Genomic DNA, 19,279 nt, shown 5'->3' with positions numbered 1-19,279 from the left:
CCAAGTACTACAGCCCGTCCTGCTGAGCGCAGCCGAAGCATCTCTACCGCTTCGTCCTCACGATTTGCGGTAGAGATGCTTCGGCTGCGCTCAGCAGGACGTTCTTTTCTCCTCACTCACCTTCTCAGCTCCTTGATTCACATTGACCTAACCGACCAACCCATCGACGTACCGACTGCCCTGCGCAGCGTGGAGGCCGATGGAGCCGGAGCCATCAACACGTTTATCGGCACGGTGCGCAACCAAAGCACCGGGCGGCCCGTGGTGCGCCTCGAGTATGAGGCTTACGACAGCATGGCCCTGCATCAGCTCCGTAAAGTAGCCGAGCAAGCCGCCGAGCGGTGGCCGATGCTGCAAAAAGTAACCGTTGTGCATCGCAAAGGCACGCTGTATATCGGCGACGTGGCCGTGGTAGTGGCTGTATCCACGCCGCACCGGGCCGAGAGCTTCGCCGCCTGCCAGTACATCATCGATACCCTAAAGCAGGTGGTAACCATCTGGAAAAAAGAATTCTACGAAGATGGGGACGTGTGGGTAGCCGCCCACCCGTAGCTACTGTTACGGGCTTATGGGATGGAAGCTTTCGTAATGAGCTCCACGGCGCGCTCCAGCACCTCGTCCCGCCCTTCCCGGATACCCTTCAGCGTAGGCTTCACTTCCAGATCAGGAACGATGCCTACCCGCTGGGTTTCGCGCCCATCGGGGTAATACACGCCCAGGCCAGAAATACGGGTATTGACGTTTCCCGGCAGCACAATAGCCGATACATTCCCATCGGCCCCGGCCGTGGTACTGCCCACCACCGTAACGCCCGGCACGGCCTGCAGGGCCATAGCCGTGTATTCCGACTGACTTTGGGAAAGCTCATTGACCAGCACCACCACTTTGCCGGCGTAGGCTGGCCCGCGGCCGGGAACCACCTGGAGCGGAGCCGCCAGCTTGAAGACACCAGGGTACGTGAATTGCGGCTCGCTGAAGCAAACAAAGTCGGCGGGCTGCGCCAGCAGATACTTAGTCAGCGCAAACACCACAAAATCCGAAGGGTAGTTGCGGATGTCGATGATGAGGCCTTTAGTCGTTTGTGCATCCTGCATAATGGCGGGCAACTCTTTGTTCCGAATCGTACCCAGAATAAGGTGCCCGATGTTGCCCGGGAGTTTGTGCCAGGCCGGAGCTTTGGGGTCGGGGGTGCCGTTGTTGAGCGCGAGGTTCAATTGGCCGGCGGGGTAGCGGGTAATGGTGAAGGGCAGCTCCCGCCCAGCGCGCTGCACCACCAGCTGCAACTGCGGCGTACGGCCCCGCAGCAGGTCGCGGGCAATGTTGCGCAGGCGGGTTACTTCGTTGGACGCGGGCGTGAGCGGCCGCCGCTGGGCTATCAGCTCGGCTACCGGGCGCCCGTCTACCGATACCACCACGTCGCCTTTCAGCAACCCGGTAGCTGGCCCCAGGCTTGGGTCGTAGTACTCAGTCACCACGGCTCGTCCTTCCACAAACCGGATCTGTACCGGCGCAAAGTAACTTCCCCAGTACGCCGACAGCACCGGGTCGTTGGGGAGAATGTAGGCGTGAGTATCGTTGATGCGGGTAACAAGGCTCAGTACAGCCAGGCGGTACTGCTCGGCCGTGCGGGCGGCTACAAACCGGGGCAGGAATTCGGGTAGGACCCGCTGCCAGTCTTCCTCAATAGCGTAGCGGTAAGGAAAGAAGTAGGCAATCATGTTCCAGTAGCGGTACAAGGCCAGGAGGCGCAGCCCATCATCCGGCAGGTTGCCGGGCACTTGCGCGTATGCATTTTCGTGCTGAAACAAGGGGTTTCCGGCGTAGGGTGCGGCCGCCACGTAGTAGTGCGGCTCCTGGTTGCGGTGGGTGCGCAGGTAAGTCAGCTGCTGGCTTAGAGCCGGGGTCACCTGCCGCTTGTCGGTTAGCCAGGCCAGGTCTGGTTGCAGCCGGGTGCTATCGGCGGCCGGCTCTTGGCAAGCAGCACAAGCCGGTATAGGGCCCAGGCTGGTAAGCCAGGCACTCAGGACCTGGCTGCGCGCCTTAAGAGAGGCGCTGGCCAATACCCGAGGCAACAGGCGCAGCAAGGAAGCATCCATATTATGCTCGCCAGCGGCCACGGCCGGGTGGTAGTATTTGGCAAAGCCCCACACCCGGCCCAGTACTGACAGATTCTCTACTTGTTGTTTACTGAGCTTGCCCAGAGAGATGCCCGAAGCGCGACTGAAGCTGGTATCCTGCTCGGCCTTATAATGCTTGACTGGTCGTAAAGCGGCCTGCGCGAGGGGCTTGTCATCCACCGTCACCTCCAACTGGTCTACCCACATCGTGCCCGTGGCCGGCAGCGTACCGCCTAGCAGAATTTCCTGCACTTCGGGAGCCAAAGGCAGGGAAATAGTATACCGCTTCCAGTCGGTGGTGCCCTGCACGTTCTGCAGGTGCATGTTGTCGAAGGCCACAGCTTTTCCCTGGCCGTCGTTCAGGCGCAGCCAGATACCCGCCGTGCCGTTTAGCACATTCCTGGTTTTTAGATAACCGTGCAGCTGCACCGTTTTGCCCTGAAAGTAAACCGGCAGCTGCACGGTGGCCACCCCGTACGTGCCTTCCTGCCGAGGCGTAGCTACCGACTGAATCCGGAGCGAATACCGACCCTGGTATTTCACCACAGAATCGACCGTGACCTGGTAGCCATTGTCGGCCGGGGCCCGCCAGCCACTGGGCTGGTGCGTTTTATTATCTAGCTGCTCGAAATCGAGCCCTGGGGCGGGCGCTGCTTGCTGGGCTTGGGCAGTAAGGCTCGTAGCAGTAAGGCTCGTAACCAGTAAGGGTACAAGCCAGAAATAGCATAGTTTCATATAGCTACCAGAGTCGGAATTCTGCCCGGAAGTAGCAGCCACAAGGAAACCTCGGCAGATTTATTTCCCCAAAGGTCTTTATTCCAGCTCCCGGCGTACCTGCGCCGCCTCCTCGGGCGTGTTCACGTTGCGCAGCTCCAGTGGAGCGGGCGGGGCCAACAGCGTAATATCAGAGTTGATAAGGGTTTTGCGCGGGCAGCTGTAGCCCAGGCCCAGAAAGCGTAGCAAGGTGGTATAGCTGCGCGGCTCCCAGATGGTGATAAGCGGCTCGGGCCACTCATTTTCGGGGCTCTGGAAGGCCGTAGCCAGCTTCCCGGCGTGCCGGTGCGCCACCAGGTGCTCCAGCGTCGTCGCCGAGAGCAGCGGCAGGTCGCAGGCTACTACTAGCCAGGCGGCATTGGGGTCCTGGCGAAAGGCCGAAAGCAGGCCGCTCAGTGGGCCAAGGTCGGCAAAGGTGTCGGGCAGAGGGCGCAGCCCGGCGTACTCCAACTCCACTACCTGGTCGGGGCGGCAGGACACGTGCACATCCTGGCAGAAAGGGGCCAGCAGCTCGGCGGCGTAGGCGCGTTGCTCCTGACCGTGGTAGGCGAGCCTGCTTTTGTCCTGGCCCATACGCTGACTGCGGCCCCCGGCCAGCACCAGGCCGCGCAGGGGCGGAGCTGCCGCACGCCACTCCTGCAAAATCAGCTCAGCAATAGCAGCCGTATCCTGCAAGAAAAATATGGGTACGTCGGCTGCCCCGAGGTGGGCCCGGAGGTAGGCGGGCACCTCCGTTACGCCTTCCGGCAGCAGGAGTGCCCGCACGTCGGTTAGGCGGTCCAGCTTTTTTTCCAGGGGCTTGGCTGGGTCGATGATAACCAGCTGCTGGCGGGCCCGAAAGTGGTTGCCGTTCACGAGCACCATACCCTGGTGCTGCAGCCACTCCTGCTGACTGAACTTATCAAGGCCGCGCTTCACGTCCAGGCGGGTGAAGGTGATTTTGTCGGTTAGCTCGGCCGCGGCCCCAGCTTGCAGAACAGCAGCCTGGCCGCCGCTGCCGCCCTGGGCCGCATCGTCGCCGGCGGCGTGGTCGGCATCTACGTAGCCTACCTGCAACGTGGGTTCCAGCCAGGGAATCAGCCGGGCGGCCAACTCCTTGATTTTGCCGCAGGGGGCGCCCAGAATAGCCAGCTCGTGGCGGCTAAACTCGCCTGAGTGCGGCCGGGCAAGCTGGGCGTGCTTGCTGCGCGGCGGAAGCGCGTCGGAGTTATTCAGCATGATAGAAGTCCTGTTTGCCGCCGGTTTTGCTGATTAGCCGGGTCTCCTGAATAACAATGTCGTGCGACAACGCCTTGCACATGTCATAAATGGTAAGGGCCGCCACCGAAGCACCGGTCAGGGCTTCCATTTCCACCCCGGTTTTGCCCGTCACGGTGGCGGTGCACTCAATCCGTACGGCATCGGGGCCATCTACTTCTATGGTCACCTGGCAGTTGTCGAGGCCCAGCGGGTGGCAGAGCGGAATCAGCTCGGCGGTGCGCTTGGCACCCATTACGCCGGCCAGAATGGCCGTCTGAAATACCGGGCCTTTGCGGGTGGGCAGGTCGCCTTCGCGTACCAGGGCCACAATAGCGGCGCCCAGCACTACGCGGCTGCGGGCCCGCGCCACGCGGCGGGAGGGTTGTTTGTCACCTACATCCACCATAGCCGGCTGGCCGGCCGCGTTGAGGTGGGTAAGTTTAGGAGCTTCGGGCATAAGTAGGAAACAGTCGTAAGCCTTAGCTTGCGGGCTTGGTAAGTAAAATGGTGGCGGGCGCGGGGTAGGAGCATTTCTTCAACCAGCCCGCATACGAATGGTTAACGAGGCCGGCTAAGGTAGGCGTTACATCTTTTCCCTATGATTTCAGTTGAAGAAGCCACGCGTTTGGTTCAGTCCACCGTTCAGCTACTACCGCCGGAGCGGGTCGAGCTAGCGCAGGCTGCGGGGCGTATCCTGCGCGAAGACCTGTACGCCGACCGCGACTTTCCGCCCTTCAACCGGGTAGCCATGGACGGCATAGCCCTGCGGTTTGCGGCGCTGGCGGCCGGGCAGCGGGAATTTCGCATTGCTGACGTTCAGTTTGCGGGTCAGCCACCGGCTGAAGTGGGCGACCCTGGCGCAGCCCTGGAAATCATGACCGGTGCCATGCTGCCCGCAAGCCTCGACACCGTGATTCGCTACGAGGATGTGGCCTTCCGCACCGATGAAGCCGGGCAGCGCTGGGCCACGGTGCAGGTGGCTGCGCCCAAACCCGGGCACAACATCCACGCGCAGGCCGCCGACCGGCGACAAGGCGACTTGCTGCTGCCCAGTGGTACGCTGCTAGAACCTGCCGAGCTGGCCGTAGCGGCCACTGTGGGAGCCGCTACCGTGCTGGTATCGCGCCCGCCCCGGGTAGCCGTGGTAAGCACCGGCAACGAGCTGGTGCCCATTGCTGCCCAGCCCGCCCCGCACCAGATTCGTCGTTCCAATGCCCTCATGCTGCAAGCGGCAGCAGCAGCGGCCGGGGCACTGGTAGAAGCCTTTCACTTCGATGACGACCCCGCCGCCCTGCGCCTGGGCCTGCCCGCCCTGCTGGCCGGGTACGACGCCGTAGTGCTGAGTGGGGGCGTATCCATGGGGAAAGCCGATTTTCTACCGCAGGTATTGCGGGAATTGGGTGTGGAGCAGCTTTTTCATGAGGTGCGTCAGCGGCCCGGGAAGCCGTTCTGGTTTGGGCAGTTGGCGGGCGGAGCTGTGGTCTTCGCGCTGCCGGGCAACCCCGTTTCCACATTTGTAAATTTCTTTCGCTATGTGAAGCCTTGGCTGCGGGCCATCCAGCAGCCAGCTGGTATGCGCCCGGTAGAGGTGCCACCCGTAGCCGTACTGGCCGAAGATGTGGAGTTCAAGCCCGCTATTACCCACTTCCTGCTGGTGGAGCAGCGCCTCAACGCCCAGGGCAGCCTTCAGGCCTTCCCCGTACGGGCCGGGGGCTCCGGCGACCTGAGCAGCTTGCTGGCGGCCAATGCTTTCTTGGAACTGCCGGCGGAAACCGCGTTTTTTCCGGCCGGCAGCCTGCTGCCCGTCTGGCGGTTTCGTGGCTAAACCAGAAGCGGCAGCTTGCTCCAGACCCGATGGTCTCAGAGTAAGCTGCCGCTGCTTATCAGGTAGGTTATACTATTTAGAAACTGCGTCGCCCAGATCCTTCACGTCGCGGCTGGACTCCATGGTGATAAACTCCGCCTGCAAGGCCCGGATGCGCAGCTCACTTCTGGCGGGCAAATCGAGCCGGATAGCTTTTAGCCGCTCATTCATGCGCTTGTAGATGGCACTGGCGTAGTCCCAGTCGCGCTGGGACCAGCTGCGGCGCAGGGTACGCGTCTGGCGGAGCAGCTGCGTATAAGCCGGTTCAACAGAGGTGACGGTAAGCTGGTCGATGTCGGCGTAGGTGCCCAGCAGTTGCTGAGTAAATGCCTGGGTTGCGGCATTGTCGAGGGGTTGCCTGCTGCGCGCCCGCGAAATCGAGTCGAAACGAGCGGCCCGCCGGCCGGCCACGCGCAGCTTAGTGGCCGCGGTGCTGGCCAGGGTGTCAAGCTTGCGGGCTTCGTTCTTCACGGCTTCCTGTCGCTCACGGGGGGTAGAGTCGCAGGAGGAGAGGAGCAGGGCCGCGCAAAAAAGCGGAGCTGCGTAGGATAAGAGCCTTTTCATGCCCCTAACATACGCAGCTCCTCGCTATTTGGCCGGGGAAGGCTACTGGGTTTGGAGGCGGAAGGTAAAGGGCATTTCGTACACAACGGGTACTGCCTTGGAGCCCCGGCGGGCCGGAATCCACTGCTGGGGAATGTTTTTGGCTACGCGCAAGGCTTCCTCGTTGCAGCCCCCGCCAATGCCCAGCAGCACCTGGTGGTCGGAGGTGCGGCCTAGGGTATCAATCACGAACGTGATAATCACCTTGCCCTGGATTTTCTTGCTTTGGGCTTCGGCCGGGTAGTTCAGCTTGTTTACAAACGAGCCGAGCATGGCGTCCCCACCCAAAAACAGGGGGGGCTGATCTACGCGCCCACTGGTCCAGGTGTCTCCTTCCTTGATGCGGTAAATCCGTTCTTCAATGGGGCGGTAAAAGAGGAGCTGGTTTTTGGAATGGTCGTATTTCTGGGCCAGCACCTGCGTTCCGTCCCGGGTGTAGGCATAGTATTCCCACACACCTACTTTATTACCTTTCTCCAGGGTGCCGCTTTCGTATTCGGTTTTTCGGGTACGCTGGGCCAATGCCGCTGATGCACTAACTAAAAGCAGTAAAAATGTGCATAGTAGAGTTTGTTTCATGGTAATTGCGCAAACTAGGTGGGAAAGTTTTTTGGGGATCAGTGCAATTAATTAGCGGCTGTATTCCCACCCATTTACAGGCAACAAGTATTGTCCCCGTAGCCGTGCGCCGGCTATTGAAACACCATGCGGTAGAGGGTGGGACTCATACCTTCCGGGAAATTTACAAAACTTCTGCTTTACTACGAAAACTCCGGGGGTGCTAATTTTCGAGCTCGTCTGCTTTGTCGCGCAAGTCGTAGATCTGCGCCTGCAGTCCTGGCCAGTATGGGCAGAGCTTTCCTACGCGCTCCAGCGTCGTAATGGCTCCGGCCCAGTGTTCCAGCATAAGCAATATCTGTGCCCTTCCCATGAGGGCTCCGAAGTGCCGGGGTTCCAGGTCCAGGGTAGTGGTGATATCATCCAGGGAAGCCCGGTATTCGCCCCGCAAATAATAGGCAGTAGCCCGTTTGTTCCAGCCCTCGGCGTACTCCGGGGCCAGCGTGGTTAGCGCCGTAAATTCCCGGATGGCCTCACTGTAGTCATCGGCCGCCAGGGCCCGCATTCCAGCCTCCAAGTGCTTGTCCAGCACGGGGTGGCCGGTGTGCAGCCACAGTTGCCAGATGCCCTCCTGCGAAGCCTCTATTTCCGTGGGCGTGGTAGCCAGGCGCAGGTGGTCAAATAATTCGTCGAGGGCGTCCAAAGTAGTGCGAGGATAATGTGAGGATGCTGGCGACTGGGCGGGGTAGCGTTCTGGTTGCGCCCCGGGCACGAGTGCATGAGCAAACGCCCGCAGTCACCAGCTTCCTGCTAAAATAGTGCCGCTGCTACCCGCCGGATGCTTTCCGACTTGCCCATGCTGTAGTAGTGCAGCACCGGCACGCCGTGGGCCATCAGCTCCCGGCTTTGGTTGATGCACCACTCAATCCCGATTTCGCGGGCCGCGGCGTTGTCGGGGGCCAGGTGCACGGCATCGGTCAGGTCTTCCGGGATATTGAGATAAAAGGCCCGGGGGAGCATCGTAAGTTGGCTTTTGGTGGTGAGGGGCTTGAGCCCGGGAATGATGGGTACGGTAATACCGGCGTCGCGGCAGCGCTTCTCGAAGTTAAAGAATTGCTCGTTGTCGAAAAACATCTGCGTCACAATGTACTCGGCGCCGCGGTCTACTTTGTGCTTAAGGTAGCGCAAATCCGCTCCGTAGTTCGGCGCCTCGAAGTGCTTCTCGGGGTAGCCCGCCGTGCCGATGCAGAAGTTGGTGGCCCACACATCGTCCTGTTCCTCATCCAGGTACGCACCCTTGTTCAGGTCAGCTACCTGGCCGATCAGGTCGCAAGCGTAGGCGTGGCCGTCGGGCTCTGGCTTGAAGTGACCCTCTGATTTAATGGGGTCCCCCCGCAAAGCCAGCACGTTGTCGATACCCAGGAAGTGCAGGTCGATAAGCGCGTTTTCCGTTTCCTCCTTCGAAAAGCCCCCGCAGATGAGGTGGGGCACGGTGTCCACGTCAAACCGGTTTTTGATAGCCGCGCAGATGCCTACTGTGCCGGGTCGTTTGCGCACCGTTTTCTTTTCCAGCAGGCCATTCGGGTGCTGGCGGTACACATACTCCTCGCGGTGGTAGGTGACGTCGATAAACGGCGGCTTAAACTCCATCAGAGGCTCGATGTTGGAGAACAGGTTCTGGATGTTCTCTCCCTTTTTGGGGGGCAGCACCTCGAAGGAAAACAGCGTTTTGCCGTCGGCGCGGGTCAGGTGTTCGGTTACTTTCATTTTTCAGCTATTAGCTCTCAGCTGCTGGCTGTTAGCTATTTGCAAGGATAAGTGGGCAATAATTGGAGGAAAGCCAACAGCCAGTAGCTACAAGCTAACAGCTACCGAAGTGGGGTCGTAGTTCAGGTTAGGCATCAGCCAACGCTCGAGCTCCGGCAGCGGCATGTGCTTGCGCTGAGCCATATCCTCTACCTGGTCCTTACCGATGCGTCCTAGGCCGAAATAGCGCGAGTCGGGGTGGGCATAGTAGAGGCCACTCACTGAGGAGGCCGGGTACATAGCCAGATTCTCGGTGAGGCGGATGCCCGTCTGGTTTTCGGCGTCGAGCAGGTTAAAGAGCGTGATTTTCTCGGTGTGGTCGGGGCAGCCGGGGTAGCCGGGCGCGGGCCGCACGCCGCGGTACTTCTCCTGAATGAGGTCCTCGTTGGTGAGGTTTTCGGCCGGGTCGTAGCCCCAGAACTCTTCCCGCACGCGCTGGTGCAGGCGCTCAGCAAAGGCTTCGGCGAGGCGGTCGGCCAGGGCCTTCATCAGGATACTAGAGTAGTCGTCGTGCTCGGCCTCGAACCGCTCCAGGTGCTTCTCAATGCCTATACCAGCCGTGACGGCAAAGCCACCGATATAGTCTTGACGGCCGGTTTCGAGCGGGGCCACAAAGTCGGAGAAGGCGAGGTTGGGCACCCCGGCCGCCTTTTCGCTTTGCTGGCGCAGGGTGAAAAACTCGGTGGCTACTTCCGTGCGGGTGTCATCCGTGAATACCTGCACTGTGTCGTAGCCCACTGTGTTGGCGGGCCAGAAGCCCACCACGGCGCGGGCCGTGAGCAGCTTCTCGTCGATGATCTGGCGCAGCATTTTCTGGGCGTCGTTGAAAAGCTGGGTGGCGGCCTCGCCCACATTCGGGTCTTCCAGAATGCGCGGGTAACGGCCTTTCAGCTCCCAGGTCTGGAAGAAGGGTGTCCAGTCGATGTACTCCGCCAGCTCGGCCAAATCATAATCCTCCAGCGCCTTGGTGCCCAGGAAAGTCGGCTTCACAATGGACGTGGTTTCCCAGTCGGCCTTGAAGCCATTCTCGCGGGCAGCTTCGATGGTCAGGTAGTTTTTCTCGCGCTGGCGGCCGGCGTAGTCCTCGCGGAGCTGGCGGTATTCCTCGCGCACGGTACGGGCATACTCTGCATCGGCCGAGCCCAGCAGGGCCGCCGCCACACCCACGGAGCGGGAGGCGTCGTTGACGTGCACGATGGGGCCGCTGTAGTTGGGCGCAATCTTCACGGCTGCGTGCAGGCGGGAGGTAGTAGCGCCCCCAATGAGCAGCGGGGTTTTGAGGCCGCGCTTTTCCATTTCCTGGGCCACGTACACCATTTCGTCCAGGCTCGGCGTAATCAGGCCGCTTAGGCCGATAACGTCGACCTGCTGCTTTTGGGCTTCGTCGAGAATCCGCTCCAGCGGCACCATCACGCCCAGGTCCACGATGTCGAAGTTGTTGCAGGCCAGCACCACGCCCACGATGTTCTTGCCAATGTCGTGCACGTCGCCTTTCACCGTGGCCAGCAGGATTTTACCGGCCGTCTGCCGGTCCCCGCTTTGCTTGTCGGCCAGCAGGTAGGGCTCCAGGTAAGCCACTGCCTTCTTCATCACCCGCGCCGATTTCACTACCTGAGGCAGGAACATTTTGCCCGCCCCGAACAGGTCGCCGACTACGTTCATGCCGGCCATCAGCGGGCCTTCAATTACTTCCAGCGGGCGCCCTACCTGCTGGCGCACTTCCTCGGTATCCTGGTCGATGAACTCGGTAATGCCTTTTACTAATGCGTGCTGCAGGCGCTCCTTCACCGGCAGGCTGCGCCAGGCGTCGGCCACCACTTCTACCTTGTCTTTCTGCTTTACTGTGTCGGCAAAGTCTACGAGACGCTCCGTGGCATCGGCGCGGCGGTTTAGCAGCACGTCTTCTACCAGCTCCAGCAAGTCTTTAGGTACTTCGTCATACACGGCCAGCTGGCTGGGATTCACGATGCCCATGTCGAGGCCGGCCCGGATGGCGTGGTAGAGGAAGGCCGAGTGCATAGCTTCGCGCACCACATCATTGCCGCGGAACGAGAAGCTGATGTTGCTCACGCCCCCGCTGGTGAGGGCTCCGGGCAGGTTCTGCTTGATCCAGCGGACGGCCTCGATGAAGTCCAACGCGTAGTTGCGGTGTTCCTCCATGCCGGTGCCTACCGTCAGGATGTTGGGGTCGAAGATGATGTCCTCGGCCGGGAAACCGACTTCATTTACCAGAATATCGTAGCTGCGCTGGCAGATTTCGATGCGCTTCTCGTAGTTGTCGGCCTGGCCGTTCTCGTCGAAGGCCATAACCACCACAGCGGCTCCGTACTGACGCACCGTGCGGGCCCGCTGCCGGAATATGTCCTCGCCTTCTTTCAGAGAAATGGAGTTGACGATGCTCTTGCCCTGCACGCACTTCAGGCCGGCTTCCAGCACGCTCCATTTCGAGGAGTCAATCATGACGGGCACCCGCGAAATATCGGGCTCCGAGGCAATCAGGTTCAGGAACGTGGTCATGGCCTGCTCCGAATCGAGCATGCCTTCATCCATGTTCACGTCGATGACCTGCGCGCCGCCTTCCACCTGGTCGCGGGCTACCTGCAGGGCTGCCTCGTAGTTGCCGGTGCGGATAAGGCGGGCGAAGGCGCGGGAGCCAGTTACGTTGCACCGCTCGCCCACGTTCACAAATAAACTGTCGGGGTACACGCCAAACGGTTCCAGCCCGCTCAGGCGAGTGGCTTTAGGCAGCTCGGGCAGCTGGCGCGGCTCGTATTTTTCGGCCAGCCGGGCCAGCTCGGCAATGTGCTGGGGCGTAGTGCCACAACAGCCGCCTACCACCGTCACCAACCCGTCGGCCAGGTAGCCTTCTACCACGCCCGCAAACTCCTGGGCCGACTCATCGTAGCCACCGAAAGCATTGGGCAAACCGGCGTTGGGGTAGGCCGAAATGTGCACGTCGGCAATGCGGCTCAGCTCCTTGATATACACCTTGAGCTGGTCGGCGCCGAGGGCACAGTTCAGCCCCACGCTCAGCAGGGGCAGGTGGCGGATGGAGTTCCAGAAGGCTTCTACAGTCTGCCCACTCAGGGTGCGGCCCGAGGCGTCGGTAATGGTACCCGAAATCATGACGGGCACCACTTTGCCGCCTTCGTCGAAGAACTTCTGCACCGCGTACAGGGCAGCCTTGGCATTCAGCGTGTCGAAGATGGTTTCGATGAGCAGCGCGTCGGAGCCGCCATCTACCAGGCCGCGCACCTGCTCCAGGTAGGCAGTGGCCAACTCATCGAAGGTTACCGCTCGAAAGCCGGGGCGGTTCACGTCGGGGGAGAGGGAGGCCGTGCGGTTGGTGGGCCCAATAGCGCCGGCCACGAAGCGCGGCTTATCGGGCGTGCGGGCCGTAAACGCATCGGCCGATTCCCGCGCCAGCCGCGCCGACTCGTAGTTCAGCTCATATACAATGTGCTCCAGGCCGTAGTCGGCCTGGGCAATGGTGGTGCCGCTGAACGTGTTGGTTTCCACCATGTCGGCCCCAGCGGCGAAGTACTCATCGTGAATGCCACGAATGATATCGGGCCGGGTGAGGCTAAGCAAGTCGTTGTTGCCGCGCAGCGGGTGCTGGTGGTCGGCAAAGCGCGTACCCCGGAAGTCTTCCTCCGTGAGCGTGTGGCGCTGAATCATGGTGCCCATGGCCCCGTCCAGAATCAGCACGCGCTGGCGCAGGATATCGTGGAGGGGAGACGTAGTGGCGGGGAAAGGGAGAACGGTCGGCATATCGGCTCTTCAAGAAAATCAGCAGCAAAAAAGTGCCTATCCAGAAAGAGCCGGGCGCGGATGCCGGTTCTGTACTTATCTTCTTCCAGCCCGCTAGGCGGCCTGAAACGGGAGTTAGCACCTTGTGTCAAGTCAGGTTGCTAAGACGTCATCGGGCCCAATCCCTCGGTCTTTCTGGATAAGTAACAGAGGCGAAGATACGGCGGAACCCGCTAAAAACAACAACCCCGGCTTTTCGATTGGGCCGGGGTTGGTGCTGCTAGTAAAAGGTTTGCGGGAGTCTTACGTTTTCTTGATGCAGTTCGGGACGGTTTTTCCATCCTTCTGCTTGGTGCCGGCTTGCTCGTAGCCTTTCCAGCACGGATCTTCTTTTTTGGCCGTAGCAGCGGAGGTTTTCTTCGTGGGCATAATAGCAGGGCGCGTGGCTATAGGATTCGCACGCACAATTTTCGTTTACGACCAGGCAACGGAGTAGGTTTATATTCCGGTCTATACGGCCCGAGGCCGTTGAGACGTTAACGAATGGCTGGGCTGGCCAACCACCAGTAATGCCTGATTCAGCTTATCTTTTATTCCCCTGCTTTTAGATGAAATACACCTTTACCTGGCTGATTGTACTGTTGAGCGCGGTCCACACGCTGGCGCAAACATCGGCTCTGCCCGTGGGTGACGGCCTCAAGGGGGCTTACTACAACGGGATGAATTTTGAGGAGCTGGTATTTACCCGTATCGATAAGCGTATCGACTTCAGCTGGGAAAAGCGCCCCCCGGGTCCGGACATGCCCAGCGACGAGTTTTCGGTGCGCTGGACAGGCTGGCTGCTAGTGCCGGAAACGGCGGAATATGAGTTTTCGACAGTGATGGACGACGGTTTCCGGTTCTGGCTGGGCGGCAAGCGGCTGGTAAATGCCTGGCGCGACCAAGACCACCTTACTCGCACCGTGCGCATCAAGCTCAAGGCCGGTCAATACTATCCTATCCGCATCGAGTATTTCCAAAACCACTTGGATACCCGGGCGCTGCTGGATTGGCGGCGCGTAGATTCCCCGGACGGATTTGAGCCGGTAAGCAGTGAAGTACTGTTCACGAGTCTGCCCCGCACGGCCCGCCCCATTCCCGTAGCCAAGCCCAAGCCTGCTCCGCCGGCTGTGGCCGCTCCCACCCCAAAGCCCACCCTCAAGCCGGTAGTAACCGCAGCACCCGTCCCGAAGGCGCAGACTGCCGTACGGGTGGAGCGGCGCCCCCGCCCTACGGCCCCCGCCCAGGCTACGGCCACCATAGCCGTGCCAGCCCGACCTGCTTCCGTGGCTACGCCTCCGGCCGCAACTCCCGACTCACTGCCCAACCTGGCTAATCTGGTGAAAGGCGAAGTGGTGGAATTGAAAAATCTATACTTCGAGCAGGGGAAAGCCCGGCTTCTGCCCACCTCTCAGCCCGAGCTGAACCGCTTGGTGCGGGTACTTCGGGCCGAGGCCGCTGCCCGATTTGAAATTGCCGGTCACACCGACAACGTAGGGGATGCCCGGCTTAATCAGCAGCTTTCCGAGCAGCGCGCCCAGGTGGTGCGCCGCTACCTCGTGCAGCACGGCGTAGACTCCCTGCGGCTGACGGCCGTGGGTTACGGTGGGGCAAAACCCGTGGCCGACAACCGCGACCCGCGCCTGCGCCCCCGCAACCGCCGCGTAGAGCTGATTGCCCGCTAGGGCGTAATGAGGCCGCCAGCAAAACCTGAGAAAGACGGGCGGGTTAAAGAAAAAATAAAGCGAAGAACTATAGGTGGTGAAACATTCATGTAGCTACATGGGTTAAGGGCATTAGGTTTCACCAGCAAAGCAGCGCGTCTGTTTTTGCACACCTTTCTTCTCATGACTCAGACAACCAAAATCTTCTCCTCTTTTCAGCTAGGTGCCACTCAATTGCCCAACCGCATGGTGATGGCCCCCATGACGCGCAGCCGGGCGACCAATGCCGGTAACGTGCCAACTGATTCGGTAGTAACGTACTATGAGCAGCGGGCTTCGGCCGGCCTCATCATCACGGAAGGCTCCCAGGTTTCGGCCCAGGGCGTGGGCTACATCAACACGCCCGGCATCTATACCGAAGAGCAGGTAGCCGGCTGGAAGCGCGTGACGGATGCCGTGCACGCCGCCGGGGGCCGCATCTTTGTTCAGCTCTGGCACGTGGGCCGCGTTTCGCACCCAGCTTTCCACGGCGGCGAGCTGCCCGTGGCGCCTTCCGCCATTAAGCCCGAAGGCGTGAAAGCCTTTACCGGGCAGGGCTTCGAAGAAATTCCGACGCCCCGGGCTTTGGAGCTAAACGAAATTGCCGGCGTGGTTGACCAGTTCCGCCAGGCTGCCCGCAACGCCAAGCGCGCCGGGTTTGATGGGGCCGAAATTCACGGCGCCAATGGCTACCTGCTCGACCAGTTCCTGCAGGACGGCTCCAACCAGCGCACCGACGAATACGGCGGCAGCGTGGAAAACCGCGCCCGTTTCGTGCTCGAAGTAGTGCAGGCTGTGGTGGATGAGCTGGGCGCCGACCGGGTTGGTATCCGTTTTTCACCCCAGGGAAGCAGCAGCATCCAAGACAGTGACCCCGTGGCTACGTTCAGCTACGTAACCGAGCAGCTCAACCGCTTCGGACTGGCTTATGTACACGTTATTGAGGCGCTGCCAGGGCACCCCATGGCTACGCCGGGCGCACCTGCTGTGGCCGCGCACTTGCGTAAAATCTTCAACGGGGCCTTTATTTTGAACGGGGGCTACACTCAGCAGACGGCGGAAGAAGCACTAGGCAACAACGAAGCCGACCTCATTGCCTTCGGCGTGCCCTTCATTGCCAACCCCGACTTGGTAGAGCGTTTCCAGCAAGGCGCCGCCCTGAATGCGCCCGACTTCAGTACTTTCTACGTACCCGGCGACAAAGGCTACATCGACTACCCCTCGTTAGAGGAAGCCGTAGCCGAGCCCGCCAACGACGTGTACCACGACTAGGCACCTGGCAACCTACGTAAGCAAAAGCCCTTTTCTGCCTGGCAGGAAAGGGCTTTTCTGTTCGTGTTTCTGCTGTTGAGCGGCTTCCCCGCAGAAATCTGCGTATGGAGGAGCTCTACCATCTTTCCGCGTATGTATGGCTGCCAAAAAAACCACTACTAAAACGCCGGCCGCTGCCGCCCCAGTTAAAACGGCCGCTACACCCGCCGCCAAAAAAGCCGCTCAGGCTGCGGCCGAAGCACCCAAGCCCGTAAAGCGCCCCACCGCCAAGGACATGAAGCAGCACGCCCAAAAGCTGCCTTACCCGGCCAAGCAAGCCGATATGAAGCTGCAACCGGGCATGAACTTCAGCACCTACCGGGCGGCCGGCAAGCTCCAGGATAAAATTGCCCTAATCACCGGGGCTGACTCCGGAATTGGGCGGGCCGTGGCCGTGGCCTTTGCCATGGAAGGTGCTCATGTAGCCGTGCTTTTCAACGAAAACCAGGTGGACGCCGAAGAAACCAAGCGCCTGGTAGAAGCCCAGCAGCGCCGCTGCCTGCTGCTGCAGCTGGATGTGCGTGACCCGGAGCAGTGCCGACAGGCCGTGCGCCGCACCCGCGCCGAACTGGGCGGGTTGAACATCCTCGTCAACAACGCCGCGTTTCAGATGGCGCAGGAGAAGTTTGAAGACATTCCCGAGGAGCAGATCCGTCGCACCTTCGACACCAACATCCTAGGCTATATCTGGATGGCGCAGGCCGCCGTCCCGCACTTCACCAAGGACGACTGCATCATCAACACCGGCAGCATTGTGGGCCTCACCGGCAACCCGCTGCTCATTGATTACACGGCCACCAAGTCGGCCATTCATGCCTTCACCAAAAGCCTGGCCACGCACCTGGGCGAGCGGGGCATCCGGGTGAACTGCGTAGTGCCCGGCCCGGTCTGGACGCCTAACATCCCCGGTACCATGCCGCAGGAGGAAGTTGAAAAGTTCGGCTACGAGGTAGCCCTGGCCCGGCCGGGGCAGCCCGAGGAACTGGCTCCGGCCTATGTGCTGCTGGCTTCCCAGGATGGCTCGTTTATGACCGGCTCCCTGGTACACGTCACGGGCGGTAAGCTGAGCAGCGACCAGTAGCCCAAGCAGCGCCCTGTCGCAGAAAAGAAGTGCTTTCCCGGGTAGGGGAGGTACTTCTTTTTTGCTTATCCAACAACCTTTAAACCAAGCCGGCGGTACTGCTATAAGCTCGTCCTTACCGCCGCATCCTTTCCCATGCCCCAGTATCCCGCAGGCACCGTTCGCGCCATGCTTTCCACCGACCTTGTAACGCCGGCTACCCGCGCGGCGCTGGAAGCCCGGCTGGTTTCGGCCGCCGACCATGCGCCCCAGTTCTTCGACACGGCTACTTATGCCTTATTGGAAGCCGTGGCGGCCCGCATTTTTCCGCAGCCGGAGCGCGACGAGCCCATAGCGCTGGCGCTGGGCATCGACAAACGACTGGCCGCAGGCTTGGCTGACGGTTGGCGCTACGACGCTATGCCGCCCGACCGGGAAGCTTTCCGGCTGGGGCTGGGTGGCATCAACCAGGCTGCCCAGGCGCAGTTTCAGCAGCTGTTTGTAGCCCTGAATGATGCTGAGCAGGATGCAGTACTGGAGCAAGTGGCCGCCGGCACCGCGCCGGGCGAAAACTGGAAAGCAGTTCCGCAAAGCCGCTTTTTTGAGGATTTGCTGGCGGAGCTAACCGAAAACTACTATGCCCATCCGCTGGCCCAGGAAGAAATTGGGTACGTGGGCATGGCCGATGGGCCCGGCTGGCAGCGTATCGGTCTTGACGAACTCGAAGACCGGGAACCTGATCCAATTAGTAACTAGTAATTGCCCCCTCATGCCCGACGAAGAAGTACTGGAAGAAGGCGTACTGAATCCCACTAAGCCGGAAATACAGGACCCGCTGCTGAAAAGCATTCTGGTCGAAAACGCCGCACCAGCTACAGATCCAACTGAGCTGGAACAGCCCGCGCCGCTGCCTGAGCCAAATGAGATAGTCGACTGCGTGGTGATTGGCACGGGTGCAGGTGGGGCCCCGCTGCTAGCGCGCCTCGCCATGGCCGGCCTGAAAGTGGTGGCCCTGGAAGCCGGTCCCCGCCGCGACCCGGCCCGCGACTATGCCACTGACGAAAAAGCCCAAAACTTCCTGTTCTGGAACGACGAGCGGCTGTCGGCGGGCCAAAACCCGGTGGCTTTCGGCAAAAACAACTCGGGCACCGGCGTGGGCGGCTCTACCCTGCACTACACCGCCTACACGCCCCGCGCCCACGCCGACGACCTCACCCTGCACCGCGACTTCGGCCAGGGTGTCGACTGGCCGTTTGGCATCGAGGAACTAGAGCCTTACTATGAGGAGCTGGAACACTTCCTGGGCATCAGCGGGCCTACCCCGTACCCCTGGAACCCGGGCCGCCGCAAAGGCTACCCACTGGCGCCGCTGCCCCTGAACGGCGCCGCCCAACTCATGCAAAGGGCCTGTGCTCAACTGGGAATTCAGACTTCGCCGGCGGCCAATGCGGCGCTGTCGGCGCGCTACTACCAGGAGGGCATAGGCTGGCGCGAGGCCTGCACCAACCGGGGCTTCTGCCAGGCGGGCTGCAACCGCGGAGCCAAGGCCAGCATGGACGTCACCTTCCTGCCCCTGGCCGAAAGCTACGGGGCCGAAATCAGGGCCGATGCCTTTGTGACGGAGATTGAGCGCGACGCTACTGGGCGGGTGACGGGTGTGGTGTACGAGCAGTATGGACAGACAGTGCGCCAGCGTTGCCGCCACCTCTTCTTGTGCGCCGGAGCCGTAGAAACGCCCCGCCTGCTTATGCTCAACGAGCTGGCCCTGAACAGTGGCCACGTGGGCAAGAACTTTATGGCCCACCCCGGCATGCAGGTGTGGGGCACATTCCCGGAAGACATCCGCCCCTACAAAGGCATTCCGGGTGGCTTGATTTCCGAGGACACGCACCGGCCCAAAAACGCTGACTTCGCGGGCGGCTACCTGCTGCAGAGCATCGGGGTGATGCCCGTGACCTTTGCCACCCAGATGGTGCGCCAGCGCAAGCTCTGGGGCCAGGCCCTGCGCAACTATATGCGCAGCTACAACCACATTGCCGGCATTAACATCCTGGGGGACTGTCTCCCGCACAAAGCCAACTTCCTGGAGCTTAGCGAGGAGAAGGATGCGCGCGGCCTGCCCAAACCCCGCCTGCACTTCACGGCCCAGGAAAACGAGCAGCGCATGAACCGCCACGCCGAGCAGCTGATGCGCCAGATCTGGGAAGCCGCCGGGGCTACCGACATCTGGGCTTTCGAGCGGTATGCCCACGTGATTGGCACGGCGCGTATGGGCCTCAGCGGCGACGACGCGGTAGTAAACCCCGATGGCCGGGCCTTCGACGTGCCCAACCTCTATATCTGCGACAACTCCGTGTTTCCCAGCGCCCTCAGCGTCAACCCGGCCCTTACCATCATGGCCCTCAGCCTGCGCACCGCCGATAAGTTTCTGGCCAGCCTGCGGTAGCTAACAGCT

General features: G+C 61.1%; 16 protein-coding genes and 1 riboswitch. Of the genes, 7 read left to right on the top strand and 9 right to left on the bottom strand.

Going from position 1 to position 19,279, the window contains the following annotated elements:
• The first annotated feature begins 132 nt into the window (after positions 1–132).
• A complete protein-coding gene (locus tag HER32_RS09095; protein WP_168681653.1) occupies positions 133–552 on the top strand; it encodes a molybdenum cofactor biosynthesis protein MoaE in 420 nt (139 codons plus the stop codon).
• A 14-nt stretch (positions 553–566) separates the two neighbouring features.
• Here HER32_RS09095 and HER32_RS09090 read toward each other — a convergent pair whose 3' ends face one another.
• The 3 genes from HER32_RS09090 to moaC form a co-directional block, all read right to left on the bottom strand.
• A complete protein-coding gene (locus HER32_RS09090; protein ID WP_168681652.1) occupies positions 567–2,852 on the bottom strand; it encodes a S41 family peptidase in 2,286 nt (761 codons plus the stop codon).
• A 78-nt stretch (positions 2,853–2,930) separates the two neighbouring features.
• Positions 2,931–4,109, bottom strand: coding sequence for an NTP transferase domain-containing protein (locus HER32_RS09085; protein WP_168681651.1), 1,179 nt, complete (start codon positions 4,107–4,109; stop codon positions 2,931–2,933).
• Positions 4,099–4,587: a cyclic pyranopterin monophosphate synthase MoaC gene (gene moaC / locus HER32_RS09080; protein WP_168681650.1), complete on the bottom strand. Its 489-nt coding sequence runs from the start codon at positions 4,585–4,587 to the stop codon at positions 4,099–4,101. The genes HER32_RS09085 and moaC overlap by 11 nt, the downstream gene beginning before the upstream one ends.
• A gap of 141 nt (positions 4,588–4,728) precedes the next feature.
• Between moaC and HER32_RS09075 the strand changes: the two genes are divergently transcribed.
• Entirely contained in the window at positions 4,729–5,955 is a 1,227-nt protein-coding gene (locus HER32_RS09075) for a molybdopterin molybdotransferase MoeA (RefSeq protein ID WP_168681649.1), read from the top strand.
• A 72-nt stretch (positions 5,956–6,027) separates the two neighbouring features.
• Here HER32_RS09075 and HER32_RS09070 read toward each other — a convergent pair whose 3' ends face one another.
• The 6 genes from HER32_RS09070 to HER32_RS20315 form a co-directional block, all read right to left on the bottom strand.
• Positions 6,028–6,558 carry a hypothetical protein gene (locus HER32_RS09070; protein ID WP_168681648.1) on the bottom strand — a complete coding sequence of 177 codons (531 nt, stop codon included), beginning with the start codon at positions 6,556–6,558 and terminating at the stop codon, positions 6,028–6,030.
• A gap of 42 nt (positions 6,559–6,600) precedes the next feature.
• Positions 6,601–7,176 carry an energy transducer TonB gene (locus tag HER32_RS09065; RefSeq protein WP_168681647.1) on the bottom strand — a complete coding sequence of 192 codons (576 nt, stop codon included), beginning with the start codon at positions 7,174–7,176 and terminating at the stop codon, positions 6,601–6,603.
• Positions 7,177–7,378: 202 nt separating this feature from the next.
• Positions 7,379–7,858 (bottom strand): tetratricopeptide repeat protein, encoded by a 480-nt coding sequence (locus tag HER32_RS09060; protein ID WP_197748885.1) that lies wholly within the window; start codon positions 7,856–7,858, stop codon positions 7,379–7,381.
• A gap of 107 nt (positions 7,859–7,965) precedes the next feature.
• A complete protein-coding gene (gene metF, locus HER32_RS09055) occupies positions 7,966–8,922 on the bottom strand; it encodes a methylenetetrahydrofolate reductase [NAD(P)H] (protein WP_149069651.1) in 957 nt (318 codons plus the stop codon).
• An 87-nt stretch (positions 8,923–9,009) separates the two neighbouring features.
• Positions 9,010–12,732 (bottom strand): methionine synthase, encoded by a 3,723-nt coding sequence (gene metH / locus HER32_RS09050; RefSeq protein WP_168681646.1) that lies wholly within the window; start codon positions 12,730–12,732, stop codon positions 9,010–9,012.
• 72 nt (positions 12,733–12,804) lie between these two features.
• Positions 12,805–12,917, bottom strand: a riboswitch (SAM riboswitch).
• Positions 12,918–13,014: 97 nt separating this feature from the next.
• Entirely contained in the window at positions 13,015–13,140 is a 126-nt protein-coding gene (locus HER32_RS20315) for a hypothetical protein (RefSeq protein WP_262383896.1), read from the bottom strand.
• Between the two features lie 179 nt (positions 13,141–13,319).
• On the opposite strand from HER32_RS20315, the gene HER32_RS09045 reads away from it, so the two are divergent.
• From HER32_RS09045 to HER32_RS09025, 5 genes are all read left to right on the top strand, one after another.
• Positions 13,320–14,435, top strand: coding sequence for a PA14 domain-containing protein (locus tag HER32_RS09045; RefSeq protein ID WP_149069649.1), 1,116 nt, complete (start codon positions 13,320–13,322; stop codon positions 14,433–14,435).
• Between the two features lie 162 nt (positions 14,436–14,597).
• The gene (locus tag HER32_RS09040) at positions 14,598–15,725 is read left to right on the top strand and encodes an alkene reductase (RefSeq protein ID WP_168681645.1); all 1,128 of its coding nucleotides are present in this window, start codon (positions 14,598–14,600) and stop codon (positions 15,723–15,725) included.
• Positions 15,726–15,861: 136 nt separating this feature from the next.
• Positions 15,862–16,845, top strand: a complete 984-nt coding sequence (locus tag HER32_RS09035) for an SDR family oxidoreductase (protein WP_149069647.1) — start codon at positions 15,862–15,864, stop codon at positions 16,843–16,845.
• Between the two features lie 135 nt (positions 16,846–16,980).
• A complete protein-coding gene (locus tag HER32_RS09030) occupies positions 16,981–17,580 on the top strand; it encodes a gluconate 2-dehydrogenase subunit 3 family protein (protein ID WP_168681644.1) in 600 nt (199 codons plus the stop codon).
• A gap of 13 nt (positions 17,581–17,593) precedes the next feature.
• A complete protein-coding gene (locus tag HER32_RS09025; RefSeq protein ID WP_168681643.1) occupies positions 17,594–19,270 on the top strand; it encodes a GMC family oxidoreductase in 1,677 nt (558 codons plus the stop codon).
• The last annotated feature ends 9 nt before the right edge of the window (positions 19,271–19,279 follow it).

Source organism: Hymenobacter sp. BT18 (assembly GCF_012273015.1).
Classification (GTDB): Bacteria; Bacteroidota; Bacteroidia; order Cytophagales; family Hymenobacteraceae; genus Hymenobacter; species Hymenobacter lutimineralis.
The sequence above is the reverse complement of the archived record's forward strand: the minus strand, read 5'-3'. Positions and strand labels throughout refer to the sequence as shown.